The organism is Mesorhizobium sp. WSM3879 (assembly GCF_002294915.1).
Classification (GTDB): domain Bacteria; phylum Pseudomonadota; class Alphaproteobacteria; order Rhizobiales; family Rhizobiaceae; genus Mesorhizobium.
This window is the reverse complement of the sequence record NZ_NSFZ01000022.1, coordinates 1-19,837: the sequence shown is the minus strand read 5'-3', so window position 1 is coordinate 19,837 and position 19,837 is coordinate 1. Positions and strand designations below refer to the sequence as shown.

Sequence of the window (19,837 nt, the reverse complement as noted above, 5' to 3'; positions counted from 1 at the left end):
GATCGCGCCGGGCTTTTTCTCGTCTCGAGCTGGAAAGAATTGGTCAGCTCTTGCGCTGCTTGTGTTCTTCCTCGATTGCCGCCTGATGGTACCAGCCGTCGAAATCTGCGTGCGTATTGCGCAACGAGGCAAGCTCTGCCGCGAATTTCGCCTTCGCGCCTAAATTTGAGGCAGACGCCCGGCCTGCAAGCGGGAACATCAGGATCTTTGCCGACGGACGGGACGTGGTGACTTCCATTGGCGGCCTCCTACCTCTTCAGGAGCAAGTCGATTCAAATCTGTTCCCAAGATAGGTTCTGCGATTCATTTAGGCAATATGCTCACAAAAAGATCAGTCGTTGCACAATATTTATGCAGAAAGCGCGCCTGAACGATCGCCGCGCATTGCTGCGCGCTCAGCAAAATCAACGCTTTGCGATGACCATTTTGCCGCACCCTGGACGGGCAGAGTGGCATACGAATTGCATTTTAGCGCACGGCAGGCCGGCTCGGTCCGGCCATGCGTTGATGCCGCCCCGGCGTCCAAGCAACGAGAGGCACTGGAATGACCAAATACAAACTCGAGTATATTTGGCTCGACGGCTACACCCCGACCCCCAATCTGCGCGGCAAGACCCAGATCAAGGAGTTTGCCGAGTTCCCGACGCTTGAGCAGCTGCCACTGTGGGGCTTCGACGGCTCTTCCACGAACCAGGCCGAAGGCCGCAGCTCCGACTGCGTGCTGAAGCCGGTCGCGCTCTATCCGGATCCGGCGCGCACCAACGGCGTTCTCGTCATGTGCGAAGTCATGATGCCCGATGGCGTCACCCCGCATGCATCGAACAGCCGCGCGACCATCCTCGACGACGAGGACGCCTGGTTCGGCTTCGAGCAGGAATATTTCTTCTACAAGGATGGCCGCCCGCTCGGCTTCCCCGAGAGCGGCTATCCGGCGCCGCAGGGACCTTATTACACCGGCGTCGGCTACAAGAATGTCGGCGATGTCGCGCGCCAGATCGTCGAGGAGCATCTCGACCTCTGTCTCGCCGCCGGCATCAATCATGAAGGCATCAACGCCGAAGTGGCCAAGGGCCAGTGGGAGTTCCAGATCTTCGGCAAGGGTTCCAAGAAAGCCGCCGACCAGATCTGGATGGCGCGCTACCTGCTGCTGCGCCTTACCGAAAAGTACGGCATCGACATCGAGTTCCACTGCAAGCCGCTTGGCGATACCGATTGGAACGGCTCGGGCATGCACTGCAACTTCTCGACCAAGTACATGCGCGAAGTCGGCGGCAAGGCCTATTTCGAGGCGCTGATGGCCCAGTTCGAAAAGAACCTGATGGATCACATCGCCGTCTATGGTCCGGACAACGACAAGCGCCTGACCGGCAAGCATGAGACCGCGCCTTGGAACAAGTTCTCCTATGGCGTTGCCGACCGCGGTGCCTCGATCCGCGTGCCGCACTCCTTCATCAAGAACGACTACAAGGGCTATCTGGAAGACCGCCGCCCGAACTCCCAGGGCGACCCCTACCAGATCGCCTCGCAGGTCTTGAAGACGATCTCGGAGGTCGCGACCGACGCGAAGGTCTCGGCTGCGGCGTGACGCCTTAAATGCGTCGGCGGCATTCCCCGCCAGACCATCGAAGATTAAAAAGCCCTGGCGAAAATGCCGGGGCTTTTTTTAGGCCTGGCTTGCTTGGCGGCGATGAGATCCGTGCTCTCGCGACAGTGCTGGCCTGCTGTTCTGACGAGGCCCGTCCTGCGGCCTTTCCGCCCTCTGGCGAGCTGTTCACGAAAAAACCCCGGCTTTCGCCGGGGTTGTTTTCTGTCGGGAATGCAGTCGCTTACACCGAATAGTACATGTCGTACTCGACCGGGTGCGGGGTCATTTCGAAGCGCATCACCTCGGCCATCTTGAGCTCGATGTAAGAGTCGATCTGGTCGTCGTCGAACACGCCGCCTGCCTTCAGGAAGCCGCGGTCCTTGTCGAGGTTCTGCAACGCTTCGCGCAGGGAGCCGCAGACCGTCGGGATCTTCTTCAATTCCTTCGGCGGCAGGTCGTAGAGATCCTTGTCCATCGGCTGTCCGGGATGAATCTTGTTCTTGATGCCGTCGAGACCCGCCATCAGCATGGCGGCAAAGCCGAGATAGGGGTTCGCGCCCGGATCGGGGAAGCGGACCTCGACGCGCTTCGACTTCGGCGAGGAGCCGAACGGAATGCGGCAGGAGGCCGAACGGTTGCGCGCCGAATAGGCGAGCAGCACCGGCGCTTCGTAACCCGGCACCAGACGCTTATAGGAGTTGGTGAGCGGGTTGGTGAAGGCATTGATCGCCTTGGCGTGCCTGATGATGCCGCCGATGTAGAAGAGGCAGGTTTCCGACAAGCCGGCGTATTCGTTGCCGGCGAAGGTCGGCTTGCCGCCCTTCCAGATCGACTGGTGCACGTGCATGCCCGAGCCGTTGTCGCCGAACACCGGCTTCGGCATGAAAGTGGCCGTCTTGCCATAGGCATTGGCGACCTGGTGCACGACATACTTATAGATCAGCATCTTGTCGGCGTTGCGCACCAGCGTGTCGAACTTGATGCCGAGTTCGTGCTGGGCGGCCGCGACCTCGTGGTGATGCTTTTCGACGCGCACGCCCATTTCGGCGAGCACTGTCAGCATCTCGGAACGCATGTCCTGGCAGGAGTCGATCGGCGGCACAGGGAAGTAGCCGCCCTTGATGCGCGGCCGATGGCCGAGATTGCCGGTCTCATAGTCGGTGTCGTCGTTGGACGGCAGCTCGGTCGAGTCCAGGCGGAACCCGGTGTTGTAGGGGTCGGCCTTGTACTTGACGTCATCGAACACGAAGAACTCGGCTTCGGGGCCGACATAGATGGTGTCGCCGATGCCTTCCGACTTCATGTAGGCTTCGGCCTTCTTGGCGGTGCCGCGCGGGTCGCGATTGTAGGCCTCGCCCGAGATCGGATCGAGGATGTCGCACAGGATGACCATGGTCGACTGGGCGAAGAACGGATCCATGTGGACCGTATCCGTGTCCGGCATCAGCACCATGTCGGACTCATTGATCGCCTTCCAGCCCGCGATCGAGGAGCCGTCGAACATGACGCCGTCGGCGAACATGTCTTCCTCGACCTCCACGACGTCCATCGTCACATGCTGCAGCTTGCCCCTCGGATCGGTGAAGCGCAGGTCGACGAATTTTACATCGTTGTCCTTGATCTGCTTCATGATGTCTTTGGCTGTCGTCATGTCATGTATCCCTGTGCGCTGACGTTTTTTTGATGATGACGGTTCAGGAAGACGGGCGGAGTCAGACCGCGTCCATGCCGGTCTCGCCGGTGCGGATGCGAACGACTTCCTCGATGTTGGAGACGAAGATCTTGCCGTCGCCGATGCGGCCGGTCTGCGCCGCCTTGCGTATGGCTTCGATGGCGCCTTCGACGGCGTCGTCGCCGAGCACGACCTCGATCTTCACCTTGGGCAGGAAGTCGACGACATATTCGGCGCCCCGATAAAGCTCGGTATGGCCCTTCTGCCGACCGAAACCCTTGGCCTCGGTGACGGTGATGCCTTGCAGCCCGGCCTCCTGAAGCGCTTCCTTCACTTCGTCCAGCTTGAATGGCTTGATGATCGCTTCGATCTTTTTCATGTAGAAAGTGGCCTCCACTGCCAAAGAGACGGGTTGCGCGCCCCGCTTGCGCCTTCATCAAGCACGAAGCGTGCCAATTACCAGAGGTTGAGGGCGGTATCGGGCGATTTCCATGCCTTGCCGCATCCGAATGCAAATCCGCGTCATCCGCTGCATCGGATGCGTCATCGACGCCCAAAGCCTATACATCGCTCCTCCATCCGTCTGCGCAAAACTTGAGCAGATAGCGCAATTTGCAGGCAGATTCCCCTCCGGGCGCCCCCGCTTTGGGATGCATTCGGCCGCCGCTGTTTGCTTCGAGCCGCAAATCGGACAATGCTTGATCGGATGGAGATCGGCAATCCCATGCGCAATGAACTTCTTTCGCCGTCCGAAATGGCCGAAGCCGACCGGCTGGCGATCACACAAGGCCCGCTCGACGGCTACGGATTGATGCGCCGGGCCGGCGAGGCCGTGGCGGCCATGCTCATGGCGCGCTATCCGGCGGCGGCACGGGTGCACGTGCTTTGCGGACCCGGCAACAACGGCGGCGACGGCTATGTCGTGGCGAGCCTGCTCCGGAAGAGCGGTGTCAACGTTGCTTTGTGGAGATCGGGCGAACCGCGCGCGGGCAGCGATGCCGCGCTGGCTGCAGCCGATTGCCCGTTGGAGCCACGACCGCTATCTGCCTTCGCGGCCGAACCGGGATCGCTGGTGATCGACGCGCTGTACGGAGCGGGGCTCTCGAAGGCACTGTCGGGCGATGCCGCCCGAGCCGTCCAGGTCGTTACGGATCTCGGCTTGCCGGTCGTCGCCGTGGACCTGCCCTCGGGCGTTTCCGGCGAAAGCGGCGCCATCCTCGGCAGCGCATTTCGGGCGGCGGTTACCGTGACGTTCGCGCGAAAGAAACCGGGGCATCTGCTGCTGCCGGGGCGGGAAATGAGCGGCGAGATCGTGCTCGCCGACATCGGCATCGGTGACGACATCATCGCTCGAGTCGCGCCGCGCAGTTTCGAGAATGCGCCGGCGCCCTGGCTGCCTGTCTTTCCGGTTCCGGCCGTCGATGCGCACAAATACAAGCGCGGTCATGTCAGTGTCTTTTCGGGCGGTCCTGCGGCCACCGGTGCCGCGCGCCTGTCGGCGCTCGCAGCCGCAAGAAGCGGGGCAGGGGCGGTGACGGTGCTGTCGCCGGCGAACGCCATGCAGGTCAATGCCGCGCATCTGACATCGATCATGCTGCGCAAGGTCGACGCGGTTGCCGATCTCGGTGCGTTCCTTGCCGACCGCCGCCCCTCGTCCTTTGTGCTCGGCCCGGGGTTTGGCGTCGGCGAAAAGGCGCGCGATTTTGCCCTGGCGCTGCTCGGCGCCGGGCACGCGCAGGGCACCGGCGTTGAAGGGCTGGTGCTCGACGCCGACGGCATCACCTCGTTTCGCGAGGAGCCTGAGACGCTTTTCCAGGCTGCCCGAAAGTCCGGCGCCCCGGCGCTGGTGATGACGCCGCATGAAGGCGAGTTCGGCAGGCTGTTCCCTGAGGCAGCGGGCGACAAGGTGCTTTCCAAACTCGGCAAGGCCCGCGCGGCGGCGGCGCGAGCCAACGCCGTCATCGTCTACAAAGGCGCCGACACGGTGATCGCAGCACCTGACGGCCGCGCCGCGATCAACGGCAATGGCGCGCCATGGCTTGCCACCGCGGGTTCGGGCGACGTGCTGGCGGGCATCATCGCCGGGCTCCTGGCACAAGGCATGCCGGCGTTTGAAGCGGCCTGCGCGGCTGTCTGGATACACGCCGAAGCCGGCAGCCGGTTCGGACCCGGCCTGATCGCCGAGGATTTGCCTTTGGCCATGGTGCCTGTGCTGCACGCGTTGGTCGAAAATGGGATGGCTGCTCGATGATGAGGCTGGCGATCCTTGTCGCGGTCGCTGCCATCGCTGTTCTTGGCGTGCGGGCGGCTGATGCTGCCGGTCGTCCGGTCACGGTCGTGGACGATCCGCAGGTGCTCGCCAAGCTCGACGCCGATGGCTTCGGATTCGCCGGTATTTTTGGCATCAGCGGCAAGGACGATCTGAAAACGCTCTATGACGCGGCGCTGGCCTACCACGCCATCGTCGAAACCGTAGCGGCCGATGTCGCAGCACTGCGCGCCGACATGAAAGCAGGCGGCCGGCCGCTCTATGAGGCGACCGACGGCAATGTCGGCCGCATCATGGACATGCGCTGGCTGAAGACCGACGCGGCGCGTTTCCGGCTGGTCGGCGTCGTCAACCGGCTTGACCGGCGTGACTTCGCAAAGCTCGGTGGGGAAGCGAGCTGCGGCGAGGTGCGCTTCATCTACCGCCTTGCCTATAGTTTCAGGAAGAACGGCAAGGTGTTGGCCTCGAGGCTGCCGTTCAATTTCAATGCCGTTTACCGCGCAGCTCCCGACGCCGACGGCGGCTGTACCGGCGTCGCCGGGCGCTGGACGCCGCAGATCGACGAAGCGGCGGATGCCGGGTGGCTGTCCGGCGGACCGCTGGATAAAGCGAGCCTCTCCTTCAAGCAGCTCGAACTCAACGCTCAGGTGGTGCGCTTTCCTTCCGGCCAGGAGACCGAATTTGGCGGTCAGGCCGCCTATCTCATGCGCATCTTCGGTATCGACGGCACCACAATCAGCCAGAAACCGCTCGAAAATACGCCGGACACCATCCGCCTTGCGCAAGACGCGCGGTTGAAGGCGAGGCTTACGGACTATGTCCGCGCCAATGCCGGTGCAATCGATCTCGGCGTTTACGAAATCCCGGATGAATTCCTGGCGAAGAAGGTCATCTCCTGGTCGACCTTCGGCAGTGCCAGGCAGGCCAATCATCCATTCACGCCACTGTTAGAACCGGAGGCGTTTGCCGGGGTCGACTATTCGAAACTGACATTGGCGCGCACGGCCGAAGCCTTGATCGAGCGGCTCGACAATGGCGCCTGCCAAGGCTGCCATCAGGCGGGCTCGACCGCCGGATTCCATTTCATCGGCCTCGACGATAGCACGACCTCGCCGCTCAACCGCATCGAGGTCGGCATCTCGCCCCATCTCCATGCCGAGATTCCGCGCCGCGAGGCGTGGCTGCAGGCGACCGCGGAAGGCAGAGAAGCGAACGGGTTTCGCCCGTTGTCCTTCGCACCACCGGCTGCGTGGAAAGACACCGGCGAGATCGCCTATACGCCGGCCGAGACGACCATGCCGTGCCTGGTGCCGGAAGACGCCGCACGCTTCGGCAGCAGCTGGCAATGCGGAGCCGGCACGGTCTGCACACCGATCGCGACCGCTACAGGGGTTAGGACGAAACTGGCGCAATGCCTGCTGCCGAAGGAGAGCCGGAACATCTTTTCCGGCCATCCCTGCCTGACCGGAACGATTGCCAGCGACACCGGGGAACCCTTCAACGACCGTTACAAGGTCACCGGCCAGTTCGCGGCCTTCGCGCCCGCCATTTCACGCACCGCCTATACCTGCCGGCCGCCCAAGATCGGTGTGCCAGGCGGCTTCGCCTATCGCGGCTGCGACGCGAAGGATCTGGCCTTCTCCGCTTTCAAGGCTGGCAAGCCGATGCCGAGCGAAATCTGCGGCCTGGTCGGCGGCAAGAAGTTCGATATTTGCGTGGCGACCAACAATTTCGACCAATGCCTCGGCGGCGCCGTCAATCGCGGTAACCGTCCGGCCTGCTCGGCCGATCGTTTCTGCCGCGAAGACTATATGTGCCAGTCGCTGCCGTCCGACACGCCCGGTGCCGCCAGGGTCAAGGGCATCGGCTTCTGCTCGCCGACCTATTTCCTGTTCCAGATGCGCATCGACAACCATGCGACGCCGTGGACGAACACCGGCCGCGCGAGCATGAGCGCGGGCTTTGGCGCCGCCACCGAGGAATAAGGTCATGCCTGCTGCGGTGCGTATTTTTCGACGCTTGTCGCCAGCGCTTCGAGCACACGCTGCTCACTGATACCGCGCGTGTTCAGGACCCAGCTCGGTATCGAGATCGGAGGCTCGATGAAGGTTACCTGCTCGTTCAAGGGTCCATGCACGTAGGATCGGTTCGAGCCGAAGATGAGCACGCTTGGAATGCCTAAGGCGCCGGCTGCATGGGACACACCGCCATCGACACCGAGAAAGACGGTGGAGGCCGCGATCTGGTGCATGGCCTCTGCAATGTCGGGCGTCGAGGTGAAGTCGATCGCCTCAGGCAACAAGGCGCGAATCTGGGCGGCAGCCTGGCGTTCGCGCGGACCGCCGACAAGCCAGACGGACCAGCCCCGTTCCATGTGCTTTCGCGCGACCGAGACGAAGCGCTCGGGCGGCCAGGAGCGCATGTTCTCGAAATCGGAAGTATAGAGGGAAAGCACCGGCCTTGCCGGATCGATGCCGTTGCGCCGGCGCCACTTGGCAACGTCTTCGGACGAAATCGCCAGCCGCGGGGCCGGCAGCTGTTTTTCCTCGGCGGGCTGCTTGCCGAGGAGCGCGATCGCACAGACCTGTTCGACGAGCCTTGTCTTGCGCGGGCCGAAGGCGACGAAGGTTTTCAGCCATCCCGCGGGCAGCCGGTTGACGATGCCGAACTGGAGCTCGCGCGGATATCCGACGCGCTCGGGAATGCCCGCCAGCCACGGCACCAGGGCCGCCTTGGTGCTGCTGGTGAGCAGATAGGCTGCCTGATAATTCTCCTGGCGGAGTTCGCGCGCCAGCCGCGCCCGCTCCTTGAGACCGGGGTTCCAATGCCTCTCGACGGTCCAGGCCTTCCGGACATGCGGCATCAAGCGCGCCAGGGGCGCGGCGAGCGGCGACGTGATGACGTCGATCGGCTGTCCAGGAAACGTCGCTGCTATGATTTGAATCGCCGAATGGCAGCGGATGAAGTCGCCGATTGCCGGCAAGCAGAACACGAGAATGGGGCGCAACGCGCGATACCTTTTCGATCCGACGCAGTCGCCGCGAACGGCGAGCATGCCGGTTCCTTGTCACGGAAGCGCTTCGCCATCAAGGATGCGGGCATAGAGTTCCAGATAGGCCTTCGCGGTTTTCGCGATCGGAAATCTGTCGGCGGCAGATTCACGGCATTTGCGCATGCACAGGTCTGCGACCTCGGCAAGACCTTCGGCGAACTCCTCGTCGCTCTCGAAGAATCGGCCCGTATCCGTGTCCACCGTCTCCGGCAGGGCGCCGCGCACTGTGGTCAAAACGGGCGTGCCGCACAGCATCGCCTCGACCGGCGCATTGCCGAAAGGCTCTTCCCAGGCGATCGGATTGAGGAAGGCCTTCGATGCGCCCAGCAGTCGCAGCTTGTCGTCGCCGTCGACGACGCCGTTGAAGCGATAGCGGCGGGAAAGACTCTTGAAAAAGACCCCCTCGCGGCGGGTCCGACTTCGGCCGAGCAATTTCCACCGCGAGCCGCCGGCGATATCGAGGGGAAAGTCGAATTTCCTGGCGAGCTCGACTGCCCGGTTCAAGCCCTTTCCGGCGCGTGCGATGGCCGCCATGAAGAGGAGGCGATCGCTCTTCGATTCGGCCAGCCGATAGTCATCCACCGGAAAGCCGTTGTAGACGAAGGTCTTGCGGCCGTGCAGCTGGGCGTGCCGTGCGCTGATGAAGCTCCAGTTCGGTTGCGGCCGCGGATAATCCGGTAAATGGCCCCGCTCGGTGTTGAGGGTCGGGAAGTCAACCTCGACCTTCCACGCATGAAGGTGGACGATTTGGGTGTCCTCGGGGATCGCCGCGCGGCACTGCGCATCGCTCACAGCATGCCGGACTTCGCACAGTGGATGTGACGATCCAGGGCCCGCCACGAGGACGACATGGTGGCCCTGCCTGACCAGTTCAGTGGCCAGCCAGTCGACCTGACGTTCTATCCCGCCGTAGCCTTTGCACGGAACGACGCCCTTTGTTGCAAGGGTTATTAGCATTCAGCACCGCCATCACATTGATGTGATTTCAATGTGATTAGAGGTTGCCAGTTGTCAACCTCCGACGACGGATTGCGTAAGCCAGAGTTCCAGCCGCCGGCCGGCTTTCGAGGTTCCACCGATTGAGATGGTCGGCGACTCCCCGTCGCGAGGCCAAGCGGAAGGAGAGGGGCTAAGCAACGAGAATAACGGCGAACCTGCCGAAATGCTTGCCAGCTACAAGGACCAGTCGCGACACCACCGCCTCACAGCGGAATGTTGTCGTGCTTCTTCCAGGGGTTCTGCATATCCTTGTTGCGCAGCATGCGCAGCGCCCGCGCGATCCGGCGGCGCGTCGAATGCGGCATGATCACCTCGTCCACATAGCCGCGTTCGGCCGCCACGAAGGGCGACAGGAACCGATCCTCGTATGCTTTGGTGTGGGCGGCGATCTTCTCCGCGTTGCCGATGTCCTTGCGGTAGATGATCTCGACCGCGCCCCTTGCGCCCATAACCGCGATCTGCGCCGTCGGCCAGGCATAGTTCATGTCGCCGCGCAGGTGCTTCGACGCCATCACGTCATAGGCGCCGCCATAGGCCTTGCGGGTGATCACGGTGATCTTCGGCACGGTGGCTTCGGCATAGGCGAACAGCAGTTTTGCGCCATGCTTGATCAGCCCGCCATATTCCTGCGCGGTGCCGGGCAGAAAGCCTGGAACGTCGACGAAGGTAACGATCGGGATCGAGAAGCAGTCGCAGAAGCGCACGAAGCGCGCCGCCTTGCGGCTGGCGTCGGAGTCGAGCACGCCGGCCAGAACCATCGGCTGGTTGGCGACGAAGCCGACGGTTCGCCCCTCCACACGGCCGAAGCCGGTGACGATGTTCTTGGCGAAGCTCGCCTGGATTTCGAAGAAGTCGCCTTCGTCGGCAACCTTCAGGATCAGTTCCTTGATGTCGTAGGGCTTGTTGGCGTTGTCCGGAATCAGCCGGTCGAGCGACATGTCATGGTCCGTCACCGACTGGTAGCATTCGATCTCGGGAATCTCTGCCGTATTGGACGCCGGCAACAGGTCAATCAGCCGGCGCATCTGCAGCAGCGCCTCGACGTCGTTGTCATAGGCGCCGTCGGCGATGGAGGATCGGGTCGTGTGCACCGTGGCGCCGCCGAGGCTTTCGGCCGTCACCGTTTCATTGGTCACCGTCTTCACCACGTCCGGCCCGGTGACGAACATGTAGGAGGTGTCGCGCACCATGAAGATGAAGTCGGTCATGGCCGGCGAATAGACATCGCCGCCGGCACACGGGCCCATGATCAGCGAAATCTGCGGGATGACGCCGGAGGCGAGCACGTTGCGCTGAAAAATCTCGGCATAGCCGCCGAGCGCGGCCACGCCTTCCTGGATGCGTGCGCCGCCCGCGTCGTAGAGGCCGATGATCGGCGCGCGATTGCGCAGCGCCATCTCCTGCACCTTGACCACCTTCTCGGCATGCGCCTCAGACAGCGAGCCGCCGAAGACGGTGAAATCCTTGGCAAAAAGGTAGACTGGACGGCCGTTGACGGTGCCCCAGCCTGTGACGACGCCGTCGCCCGCGATCTTGGTTTTCTCCATGCCGAAGTCGGTTGAGCGGTGCTCGACATACATGTCGAATTCCTCGAACGAACTCTCGTCGAGGAAGACATCGATGCGCTCGCGGGCGGTGAGCTTGCCCTTCTTGTGCTGGGCCTCGATCCGTTGCTTGCCGCCGCCCATCCGGGCGATCTCGCGGCGGCGCTCGAGTTCCTTCAGCACGTCCTTCATCGCTGCCCTCACAATAGAAAGGTGGTTTGTGGTAATCGTGAGGGCGGCGCAGCGCAAGTGTCGCTTGTCGCTCGCCGTTTTGTTGCGCTGCAACATCCACCCCTTGCATTTTGCGGCGGACTCGGCCATATGCGGCCCCATAGGCGCTTGGGCCGAACTTCGGCTTTCTCCACTAATTGAGACTGGTTGCGTCTGTTTTCCCTCTTTCCGGTGGGCCCTCCCGTCGATCGGCAAGCTGGCGAAAGAGCCCCGGGGCATGACGCCTGCGGGCACGACAGCGCAGCCGCGCGGACGCTCCCCGTCCGCCGCCTTGTCGTTTCCTGACAATTTTTCGACGGCAGGTTGCGCCCTGCCGCCATGATGTTTGCGGCCACAGGGCCGCGTGAAAGAAGACTATTTTGACCAATGAAAATCAGGCGGACCAGAACGGTTTCGCTACCCTTGGAATCACCGGCGCGCTGCTCAAGGCCGCCAATGCCGCCGGCTTCACGGATCCGAAGCCGATCCAGGTGCAGGCGATCCCGCCGCAGATCGAAGGCCGCGACATATTCGGCATTGCTCAGACCGGTTCGGGCAAGACGGCGGCTTTCGCGCTGCCGATCCTGTCGAAGATCATCGGGCTCGGCACGAAGCGCCGGCCAAAGACGGCGCGCGCGCTGATCCTGGCGCCGACACGCGAGCTAGCGGTACAGATCGAGGACACCATCAAGCTGCTCGCCAAGGGCGCGCACATCTCGACCGCGCTCGTGCTCGGCGGCGTCTCCCGCTACAGCCAGGTGAAGAAGATCGCACCCGGCGTCGATATCCTGATCGCCACGCCCGGCCGGCTGACCGACCTGGTGCGGGAAGGCGACCTCATCCTTGCCGATACCAAATGGCTGGTGCTCGACGAGGGCGACCGCATGCTCGACATGGGCTTCATCAACGACGTCAAGCGCATCGCCAAGGCGACCGCGCCGAACCGCCAGACCGCGCTGTTCTCGGCCACCATGCCGAACGAGATCGCGGAACTCGCCACGGGCTTGCTGAAGGACGCCGTCCGCATCGAAGTCTCCCCGCAGAGCACGACGGCGGCTGAGATCGTGCAAAGCGTGGTGCTTGCCCGCACCAAGCAGAAGCGCCAAGTGCTGTCCAAGATGCTGGCCGACGAGGCGATGCGCTCGGTCATCGTGTTCTCGCGCACCAAGCATGGCGCCGACCGCGTCACCAAGGACCTTGCCCGCGACGGCTTCGACGCCGCAGTGATCCACGGCAACAAGTCGCAGAACGCGCGTCAGAAGGCGCTCAACGATTTCCGCGACGGCTCGGTGCGTATTTTGGTGGCGACCGATATCGCCGCGCGCGGCATCGACGTCCCAGGCATCAGCCATGTCGTGAATTTCGACCTGCCGGACGAAGCGGAGAGCTATGTCCACCGTATCGGCCGTACCGGCCGCAACGGCAGGGACGGCATCGCGATCACGCTTTGCGATCCATCGGAGAACGGCAAGCTGCGGCAGGTCGAGCGCATCATCCGCATGAAGCTTCCGGTCATTGCCGATCATCTCGGCAGTCCCGACCCGCAGCGCGATCCGAAGGAAAGGACCGAGCGTCATTTCGAGCCGGCCAATGACCGCGAGCACCATGGCGGCCGTCGTGATGGCCGCCGTCCCGGCAGCGGCAACAACGGCAAGAAGCGCTTCGGCGGCAAGCCCGGTGGCGAGCGCCAATTCGCGCCCAAGCCGCAAGGCGAACGTCCTGCGGGCGCCAAGCCGAATGGCGAGCACAAGCCTGACGGCTTCAAGCGCTTCAAGGGCAACAACAAGCGCCGCTTCGGCGGCAAGCGGCCGGCGAACCGGGCCGCTTAAAGTCCCACCGAGGTTTGATTGAAATCGCATAACGGCCGGAAGCAACGCTCCGGCCGTTGGTCGTCTCACGGACTTGATTGCTGCTGCATCAGCGCCTTCACCCACACCACGATCCGCTCTGTCAGAAAGCCCGTGGTCTGCGGCGATAGCGCATCGCCTGCAATGACGTGGTTGTCCGGATCGCCCGTATCGTCGACCGGCACCAGTTCGTGCGGACCGCCCCAGCGGCCGGCGACCTCGCGCGTGCGGTCCGGCCGCACCACCTTGTCCGCATCCGAGAAGATGAACAGGGCAGGGATGGTCGCCTTCTCGACCGGCGCGCGATAGGCGAGCTCGGTGAGCGCAGCCATCGGCAAGGCCGCCGCCATCGGATATTTGGTGGTCCAGAATTTTTCGTGCAGCGCGTTCCGCGCCGGAAAACTGCGCTCCCTGCCGCCGACGAGCTCGGCAATCTCTCTGCCCCAAGGCAGGGTAAGTACCTCGGCGCCGGACGCCTTGACGCCGAAATTAGGCGAGATGAATGCGATTGCCGCGACGCCATCGGAAGCACTAGGCTGGGTTGCAGCCCATGTCGCCAGTGAGGCGCCGGTCGAGGTGGCGATAACGATCACCTTGTCGCCGATCGCGCGGCCGATCGCCAGCGCCTCCTCATAGTCGTTGATCCAGGCATTCACGCTGCCTTCGGCCATGGCCGCGCCGTCCTGCCCGTGGCCGGTCAGGCGGGTGTAGAAGAGATTGGCCTCGAGCTCCCCGGCGACATCGTCCGGCAGCGGCCGGATCTCGCCCTTGGATGCCGAAAACCCGTGGATGTAGACGATCGCAAGCTTGGTCTTGGCGTGAACCAACGGGTTCGCCCAGATGATCTCCTTGTCCAATCCGTCACGGATATTGGGCACGGCCGCTTCTTCGCGCGCCAGATAGGCCTGCGGGTCGTCGCCGATCGCCGAAGGATCGAAACGGATCGTCGTATCGACCGCCACGCGTGGGCCGAGGTAAAAGCCTGAGAGGAGGATAACGACGAGACCCATTACCGCAAGCAAGATCCGTCGCCCCATGACCGACTCCAAGCAACAATTCTCAACCTATGGCGGTGCCCACCGAGAGGCAATCTCTCCCGGATCAGCGGATGTCGTGCAAAAGCCTGCGACGGTTTTGCGAAACGACTTGCATAGAGGCATAAAGCGCGTTGCCTGAATGCGTTTCAGCGCGAGGTGCTTTACGCCGCTTTGTCCGTTGGACTTTTTTCGCCCGGCGTCTTGCGGTCGAAATACAACGGCCGTCCCCGCCAGCTGGTGGTCAGCCCGATCACCAGTCGGCCTACGGGTCGCGGCAACAGGCCCAGCAGCTTCAGCGGCCAGCTTATGTGATAGGGGAAGGTGACTTCGAAGCCTCCCCTCCGGATGCCGCGCGCCATGCGGCGCGATGCCCGGTGAACAGGCATCAGGCCTGGCATCGGCAGCATGTTCTTCTCGGTCAGCGGCGTGTCGACGAAGCCCGGATTCATCACCTGGATGCGGATGTTCATCTTGTCGAAGTCGTATTTCAGCGATTCCGCCAGGATGTTGATTGCCGCTTTGGTGCCGCCATAGGCGGCGGTGGTCGGCCAGCCGGAATAGGCCGTGACCGACCCGACCAGGACGACATGCCCGCGTCCTCGCGTGCGCATATAGTCGACCGCAGGCACCAGTCCGTTGACGATGCCGAAATAATTGACGGCGAAGGAACGATGAAAATCGCGCACCACGAGATGCTCACCGGGGGTGGCGATGTAGTTGCCGGCGTTGAAGACGGCGAGCACGATCGGCCCCATGTCTTTCTCGATCGCCGCGACAGTGCGTGCCATCCCTTCTTCGTCGGTCACATCGCAGGGAAAGGATTTCACGTGGCCCGCCATCTGCGCGGTCTCGACCAGCAGCGTGTCGGCTGGGTCGCTGGCCAGCGCCGTCACCGCGACGGCATAGCCCTGCCTCGCCAGATCCTTGGCCAGCGCCCGGCCGAGGCCGCTGCTGCCGCCCGTGATCCAGGCGACACCGTCTTTCGGGTTGGCCCGGTAGAGTGTCATTGAAAGTCCTGCGAATTATCTGGGCTAATGCTCTAGCGGCCAAGAAATGGGATGAAAAGAGCGCTTTTGGATGCATCGTTGAAATGCTCGGGAGCATTGCAGCGTCCCGAATGCGACTGGACCAGGCAAAATCTTGCCTTGAAACCGCGGCTTCCGGTTTTTAGGGTCTCGCCGCACGCATAAAGGAATCCCCATGCCCCGTAATGTGATCGAAGCGATCGGCAACACCCCCCTGATCCGGCTCAACAAGGCTTCGGACGCAACCGGCTGCGAGATCCTGGGCAAGGCCGAATTCATGAACCCGGGGCAATCGGTCAAGGACCGTGCAGGCCTCTTCATCATCAGGGACGCCGAACAGCGCGGATTGCTGAGGCCCGGTGGTGTCATCGTCGAAGGGACCGCCGGCAACACCGGCATTGGCCTCACCCTGGTCGCCAAGGCGCTCGGCTACCGGACAGTCATTGTCATCCCCGACACGCAAAGCCAGGAGAAGAAGGACACGATCAAGATCCTGGGAGCCGAGCTGATCGAAGTGCCGGCCGTGCCGTACAAGAACCCGAACAACTATGTGAAGCTTTCGGGGCGGCTCGCCGAGCAGATGGCACGGTCGGAGCCGAACGGCGCGATCTGGGCGAACCAGTTCGACAATGTCGCGAACCGCGACGGCCACATCCGCACGACTGCCGAGGAGATCTGGACCCAAACCGGCGGCAAGGTCGACGGCTTCGTGTCCGCCGTCGGCTCCGGCGGCACGCTCGCCGGCGTTGCGCTCGGGCTCAAGGCCAAGAGCAGGCACGTCAAGATCGCACTTGCCGATCCGTTGGGTGCTGCGCTCTACAGCTTCTATACCAGCGGTGAGCTGAAAGCCGACGGCAGCTCGATTACCGAAGGCATCGGCCAGGGTCGCATCACCGCCAATCTCGACGGCTTCACGCCGGACTTCTCCTACCAGATACCGGACGAGGAGGCATTGCCGATCATCTTCGATCTGGTCCAGGAAGAGGGACTGTGCGTCGGCGGCTCGACGGGCATCAACATCGCCGGCGCCATTCGGCTGGCGCGCGAGCTTGGCCCCGGTCATACCATCGTGACGATCCTCGCCGACTACGGCACGCGCTACCAGTCGAAGCTGTTCAATCCCGAGTTCCTGCGAAGCAAGAACCTGCCGGTCCCAGGCTGGATGGACGAAAAAACCAGCATCCCGGTGCCGTTCGAAAAGGTGGCCTGATGGCGCAGAGGACCGAAGCGCTGTTTCGCGACGACGCCTATCTGAGCACGGCGGAGGCGCAAGTCGTCGCCATCAATGACCGCGGCGGCATCCTTCTCGACCGCACGATCTTCTATGCCACGTCGGGCGGGCAGCCAGGCGATACGGGCATGTTGGAGCGCGCCGACGGCCGCATCGCGATCGCCGCCACCATCACCGGCGAGACCAAGGACGAGATCATCCATGTGCCGGCGCCTGAACAGGCCCTGCCGGCCGTCGGTGAAAAGCTGAAGCTCGCCATCGACTGGCGGCGGCGGCATCTTCTGATGCGTATGCACTCCGCCTGTCATCTGCTCACCGTCGTCTGCCCGTTTCCGATCACCGGGGCAGCGGTCGCCGAGGACGACAGCCGAGTCGATTTCGACATTCCCGATGCCGGCTTCAGCAAGGAGGACGTGACAGCGCGATTGATGGAGCTTGTGCGGGCCGACTATCCCGTCTTCACGCGGCTGATCACCGACGAGGAACTTTCGGCCAATCCCGGGCTTGTCAAATCGAAGAACGTGCGGCCGCCCGTCGGCACCGGCAGGATTCGCCTGGTCTGTATCGGCGAGAATGCCTCAATCGACAGTCAGCCTTGCGGCGGCACCCATGTGAAGAGCACCGGCGAAATCGGCGAGATCCATATCGGCAAGATCGAAAAGAAGGGCCGCGAGAATCGGCGCTTCCGCATCCGCTTCGGGCCGATGCCGGCGAATTGACAAGCAACACCTACCAAAGTCGCCAGGAGCGGGCAGGAGAGGAAAAATGGCCGGAGACAGCCCATTCATCGTCGACGCGGATTGGCTCGAGAAGCGGTTGGGAACGCCAGGACTGACCATCATTGACGCGTCCTGGTACCTGCCGGCGCAGAAACGCGACGCCCGCGCCGAGTATGACGACGCCCATATCCCCGGTGCTCGCTTCCTCGATCAGGACGCCGTTTCGGACCCGGATTCCAAGCTGCCGCACACATTGGCGTCGCCCCAATATTTCGCGCAATATGTCGGCTCGATGGGTGTTTCGGCCGACGACACGATCGTCATCTATGACGGTCCAGGCTATTTCTCGGCGCCGCGCGCCTGGTGGATGTTCCGCGTCATGGGCGTCTTCCAGGTCTATATCCTGAATGGCGGCTTCGACCGCTGGAAGGCGGAAGGGCGGCCGGTGACGGCGGAGCAGACCCGGATCGCGCCTTGCGTCTTTTATGCCGATTTCGATGCAAGCCGGGTCGTCAGCCTCGACGAAATGCGTCGGATCGTTGGAAGCGGAGAAAGCCAGATCGCCGATGCGCGCTCACCCGGGCGTTTCGCCGGTATCGATCCGGAACCGCGTCCCGGCATCCGTTCCGGCCATATGCCGGGCGCTCGCAATGTTCCGATTGCCGCGCTTGCCGAGAATGGCGAACTGCTGCCCAAGGACCGCTTGCGCAAGGTCATTGAGGAAGCCGGTATCGATCTTACAAAGCCGGTCGTCACCTCGTGCGGATCTGGCATCACTGCGGCGGCGATCACGTTGGCGCTGGAGACGCTTGGCCATACCGACAACAGGCTGTACGACGGCTCATGGACCGAATGGGGTGGGCTGAGCGACACGCCCGTGGTGACGGGCAAGGAATGACGGCGATGGAAAACGGTGGACCGAAGGATATCGATGTCACGGTCACATTCCTCGAAATGCACGCACCGCCGGCCTCATCTCCCCCGCTGCCCTACAACCGGCAGATCGCCTTGCTGAGGACCAAGGACATTCCGCTGCATTTCTACCGCTACCTGATGGATCGCGTCGGGCGCAAATGGCACTGGGTCAATGTGCTTAGACTAAGCGACGAGGAACTGGCCGCCGGCCTGCATCGTGAAGACCGTGACATCAGCGTGCTCTACCTCGACGGCTCTCCCGCCGGCTTCTTCGACCTCAAGCCACATCTGCCCGAGGAAGTGGAACTCGCCTATTTCGGTATGATGGAACATGCGCACGGCCAGGGTATCGGTCGCTGGTTCCTGGGAGCGGCCATCTCGGCCGCGTGGTCGTATGGGCCGAAGCGCATCACGGTGCAGACCTGCACGCTTGACCACCCGGCGGCGCTGCCGCTTTACCAGAAGCTAGGTTTTACGCCGGTTGCGCAGAAGAAAGAGGTCGTGCATCCGCTGACCTTCGCCGAGCGCTCCGCAAGCGTCATGCGGCCGTAGCTAAGGGGAAGCGCGGCGCAGTCGGCTGCCTCGATGCCGCCTACGCAACCGGCGGCGGCTGGCCCGCGAAGGTCGGCAGCGACGTGTCGATGCAAGCCCATCGGGGCGCCTTGATCGTCCGGATCGTCGCTGCGGGCCGTATCATGCTCGGATCATCGCCAGACCTCAGCCGCCCGCGCGCCGCACCCTTCTTCTGCGATCATCATGGCGCGGAGCGCAGTCCATGGCGAGTCCGATAAGTCTAGCATCGTGATTTCGGGTTCGTAATTCGATACTGCGCTTCGAGCGACGCACGAAGCGCTTGGCAGGAATCGGGTGGGAGACGCTGTCGGCTCGGCATAATTTTCGGCCAAGGACACCGGAGAATTTTGCCATGAGCATCCAGTTCAAAGCCCTGCCGACCGAAGTCGTGCGCGCCTTACAGCGGGGAGGGCCCGACGCTTACGGCCACACGCCAGAGCGAAGGATTTCGGACGGCGATGGCGTGCCGTGCCGGCATTGCATGAAGAACGTCGCAACCGGCGATAGCTATCTCATCCTCGCCTACCGGCCGTTCCCGGAGCTCCAGCCTTACGCGGAGACCGGACCGATCTTCCTGCATGCGGACGAATGCCAACGTCCCGCGGAGGCGGATGCACTGCCCGAGATGCTCCAAAGCAGCGACTACATAGTGCGCGGTTATGGCAAGGACGACCGCATCGTCTACGGCAGCGGCGCCGTCGTCCCGACGGGCGATATCGCGGCCCGCGCCGAGACTTTGTTCGAGCGCGACGACATAGCCTACATTCACGTCCGCTCGGCACGGAACAATTGCTACCAGTGCCGCATCGAACGAGCTTGATCGCCGGCAAAAAAATGCCCGCCGGTGGTCCAGCGGGCCGTTGGAAGTCTGTGACAGAAGCCTTCGGCCCGAGCCGCCGGCGGGGCCGGTTTTCACCGGAACCGAGGGCGACCGTAGCCATCAGGTAGCGAAATCTCTCTAGGCAGGTTTCTCGGGTCCCGAATGTGAAGCATTTCACACAAGAGGCACCGGATTCGCTCGCATGGCTGAGCGGCGGCCCGCATGCCCCCGCAAACTGTCGTACTCCCGTCGCATAACCGCGCTAGAGCGTCGGACCATCAGATTGAATCGCGAAGGATTCCGCTGATGTAAGGTTTGTGATTCACTTCCTTGTGGAGG

17 protein-coding genes are annotated in these 19,837 nt (G+C 63.0%); 9 read left to right on the top strand and 8 right to left on the bottom strand.

The window, feature by feature from the left end; translation table 11 throughout:
• Positions 1–43: 43 nt before the first annotated feature.
• On the bottom strand, positions 44–238 hold the full coding sequence (locus CK218_RS29290; protein ID WP_066989627.1) for a DUF2735 domain-containing protein: 195 nt from the start codon (positions 236–238) through the stop codon (positions 44–46).
• A gap of 306 nt (positions 239–544) precedes the next feature.
• On the opposite strand from CK218_RS29290, the gene CK218_RS29285 reads away from it, so the two are divergent.
• The gene (locus CK218_RS29285) at positions 545–1,585 is read left to right on the top strand and encodes a glutamine synthetase beta-grasp domain-containing protein (protein ID WP_066989630.1); all 1,041 of its coding nucleotides are present in this window, start codon (positions 545–547) and stop codon (positions 1,583–1,585) included.
• A gap of 241 nt (positions 1,586–1,826) precedes the next feature.
• Here the strand turns inward: CK218_RS29285 and glnA are convergent, their stop codons facing one another.
• Positions 1,827–3,236 carry a type I glutamate--ammonia ligase gene (glnA, locus tag CK218_RS29280; protein WP_066989632.1) on the bottom strand — a complete coding sequence of 470 codons (1,410 nt, stop codon included), beginning with the start codon at positions 3,234–3,236 and terminating at the stop codon, positions 1,827–1,829.
• 61 nt (positions 3,237–3,297) lie between these two features.
• Positions 3,298–3,636 carry a P-II family nitrogen regulator gene (locus CK218_RS29275; RefSeq protein WP_006205430.1) on the bottom strand — a complete coding sequence of 113 codons (339 nt, stop codon included), beginning with the start codon at positions 3,634–3,636 and terminating at the stop codon, positions 3,298–3,300.
• 345 nt (positions 3,637–3,981) lie between these two features.
• On the opposite strand from CK218_RS29275, the gene CK218_RS29270 reads away from it, so the two are divergent.
• Both CK218_RS29270 and CK218_RS29265 read left to right on the top strand, forming a co-directional pair.
• Entirely contained in the window at positions 3,982–5,508 is a 1,527-nt protein-coding gene (locus CK218_RS29270; RefSeq protein WP_095829730.1) for an NAD(P)H-hydrate dehydratase, read from the top strand.
• The gene (locus CK218_RS29265; RefSeq protein WP_095829720.1) at positions 5,505–7,511 is read left to right on the top strand and encodes a hypothetical protein; all 2,007 of its coding nucleotides are present in this window, start codon (positions 5,505–5,507) and stop codon (positions 7,509–7,511) included. Before CK218_RS29270 ends, CK218_RS29265 begins: the two co-directional genes overlap by 4 nt.
• A 2-nt stretch (positions 7,512–7,513) precedes the next feature.
• Here the strand turns inward: CK218_RS29265 and waaF are convergent, their stop codons facing one another.
• The 3 genes from waaF to CK218_RS29250 all read right to left on the bottom strand — a co-directional run bounded on the left by waaF (position 7,514) and on the right by CK218_RS29250 (position 11,313).
• Entirely contained in the window at positions 7,514–8,581 is a 1,068-nt protein-coding gene (gene waaF, locus CK218_RS29260) for a lipopolysaccharide heptosyltransferase II (RefSeq protein ID WP_245435236.1), read from the bottom strand.
• A 12-nt stretch (positions 8,582–8,593) separates the two neighbouring features.
• Positions 8,594–9,370, bottom strand: a complete 777-nt coding sequence (locus CK218_RS29255; RefSeq protein ID WP_245435235.1) for a glycosyltransferase — start codon at positions 9,368–9,370, stop codon at positions 8,594–8,596.
• Between the two features lie 410 nt (positions 9,371–9,780).
• On the bottom strand, positions 9,781–11,313 hold the full coding sequence (locus tag CK218_RS29250; RefSeq protein WP_095829718.1) for an acyl-CoA carboxylase subunit beta: 1,533 nt from the start codon (positions 11,311–11,313) through the stop codon (positions 9,781–9,783).
• Positions 11,314–11,711: 398 nt separating this feature from the next.
• Between CK218_RS29250 and CK218_RS29245 the strand changes: the two genes are divergently transcribed.
• Positions 11,712–13,160, top strand: coding sequence for a DEAD/DEAH box helicase (locus CK218_RS29245; protein ID WP_095829717.1), 1,449 nt, complete (start codon positions 11,712–11,714; stop codon positions 13,158–13,160).
• Between the two features lie 65 nt (positions 13,161–13,225).
• Here CK218_RS29245 and CK218_RS29240 read toward each other — a convergent pair whose 3' ends face one another.
• Positions 13,226–14,215 (bottom strand): alpha/beta hydrolase, encoded by a 990-nt coding sequence (locus tag CK218_RS29240; protein ID WP_095829716.1) that lies wholly within the window; start codon positions 14,213–14,215, stop codon positions 13,226–13,228.
• Positions 14,216–14,376: 161 nt separating this feature from the next.
• Positions 14,377–15,222, bottom strand: a complete 846-nt coding sequence (locus CK218_RS29235) for an SDR family oxidoreductase (RefSeq protein ID WP_066989643.1) — start codon at positions 15,220–15,222, stop codon at positions 14,377–14,379.
• 193 nt (positions 15,223–15,415) lie between these two features.
• On the opposite strand from CK218_RS29235, the gene CK218_RS29230 reads away from it, so the two are divergent.
• The 5 genes from CK218_RS29230 to CK218_RS29210 all read left to right on the top strand — a co-directional run bounded on the left by CK218_RS29230 (position 15,416) and on the right by CK218_RS29210 (position 19,498).
• Positions 15,416–16,450: a cysteine synthase A gene (locus tag CK218_RS29230; protein ID WP_066989645.1), complete on the top strand. Its 1,035-nt coding sequence runs from the start codon at positions 15,416–15,418 to the stop codon at positions 16,448–16,450.
• Positions 16,450–17,190, top strand: a complete 741-nt coding sequence (locus CK218_RS29225) for an alanyl-tRNA editing protein (RefSeq protein WP_066989647.1) — start codon at positions 16,450–16,452, stop codon at positions 17,188–17,190. The genes CK218_RS29230 and CK218_RS29225 overlap by 1 nt, the downstream gene beginning before the upstream one ends.
• Positions 17,191–17,236: 46 nt before the next feature.
• Entirely contained in the window at positions 17,237–18,088 is an 852-nt protein-coding gene (gene sseA / locus CK218_RS29220; RefSeq protein WP_095829715.1) for a 3-mercaptopyruvate sulfurtransferase, read from the top strand.
• A gap of 5 nt (positions 18,089–18,093) precedes the next feature.
• Positions 18,094–18,657, top strand: coding sequence for a GNAT family N-acetyltransferase (locus tag CK218_RS29215; protein WP_067321624.1), 564 nt, complete (start codon positions 18,094–18,096; stop codon positions 18,655–18,657).
• Between the two features lie 373 nt (positions 18,658–19,030).
• Positions 19,031–19,498 carry a DUF1203 domain-containing protein gene (locus CK218_RS29210; protein WP_095829714.1) on the top strand — a complete coding sequence of 156 codons (468 nt, stop codon included), beginning with the start codon at positions 19,031–19,033 and terminating at the stop codon, positions 19,496–19,498.
• Positions 19,499–19,837: the final 339 nt, after the last annotated feature.

Excerpts from the sequence above, each read along its gene's own strand:
- CK218_RS29250 (WP_095829718.1), bottom strand. The coding sequence starts at position 11,313 with ATGAAGGACGTGCTGAAGGAACTCGAGCGCCGCCGCGAGATCGCCCGG.
- CK218_RS29235 (WP_066989643.1), bottom strand. The coding sequence starts at position 15,222 with ATGACACTCTACCGGGCCAACCCGAAAGACGGTGTCGCCTGGATCACG.
- CK218_RS29275 (WP_006205430.1), bottom strand. The coding sequence starts at position 3,636 with ATGAAAAAGATCGAAGCGATCATCAAGCCATTCAAGCTGGACGAAGTG.
- CK218_RS29265 (WP_095829720.1), top strand. The coding sequence starts at position 5,505 with ATGATGAGGCTGGCGATCCTTGTCGCGGTCGCTGCCATCGCTGTTCTT.
- CK218_RS29270 (WP_095829730.1), top strand. The coding sequence starts at position 3,982 with ATGCGCAATGAACTTCTTTCGCCGTCCGAAATGGCCGAAGCCGACCGG.
- CK218_RS29210 (WP_095829714.1), top strand. The coding sequence starts at position 19,031 with ATGAGCATCCAGTTCAAAGCCCTGCCGACCGAAGTCGTGCGCGCCTTA.
- CK218_RS29290 (WP_066989627.1), bottom strand. The coding sequence starts at position 238 with ATGGAAGTCACCACGTCCCGTCCGTCGGCAAAGATCCTGATGTTCCCG.
- CK218_RS29285 (WP_066989630.1), top strand. The coding sequence starts at position 545 with ATGACCAAATACAAACTCGAGTATATTTGGCTCGACGGCTACACCCCG.
- CK218_RS29225 (WP_066989647.1), top strand. The coding sequence starts at position 16,450 with ATGGCGCAGAGGACCGAAGCGCTGTTTCGCGACGACGCCTATCTGAGC.
- sseA (WP_095829715.1), top strand. The coding sequence starts at position 17,237 with ATGGCCGGAGACAGCCCATTCATCGTCGACGCGGATTGGCTCGAGAAG.
- CK218_RS29230 (WP_066989645.1), top strand. The coding sequence starts at position 15,416 with ATGCCCCGTAATGTGATCGAAGCGATCGGCAACACCCCCCTGATCCGG.
- CK218_RS29215 (WP_067321624.1), top strand. The coding sequence starts at position 18,094 with ATGGAAAACGGTGGACCGAAGGATATCGATGTCACGGTCACATTCCTC.
- CK218_RS29240 (WP_095829716.1), bottom strand. The coding sequence starts at position 14,215 with ATGGGGCGACGGATCTTGCTTGCGGTAATGGGTCTCGTCGTTATCCTC.
- waaF (WP_245435236.1), bottom strand. The coding sequence starts at position 8,581 with ATGCTCGCCGTTCGCGGCGACTGCGTCGGATCGAAAAGGTATCGCGCG.
- glnA (WP_066989632.1), bottom strand. The coding sequence starts at position 3,236 with ATGACGACAGCCAAAGACATCATGAAGCAGATCAAGGACAACGATGTA.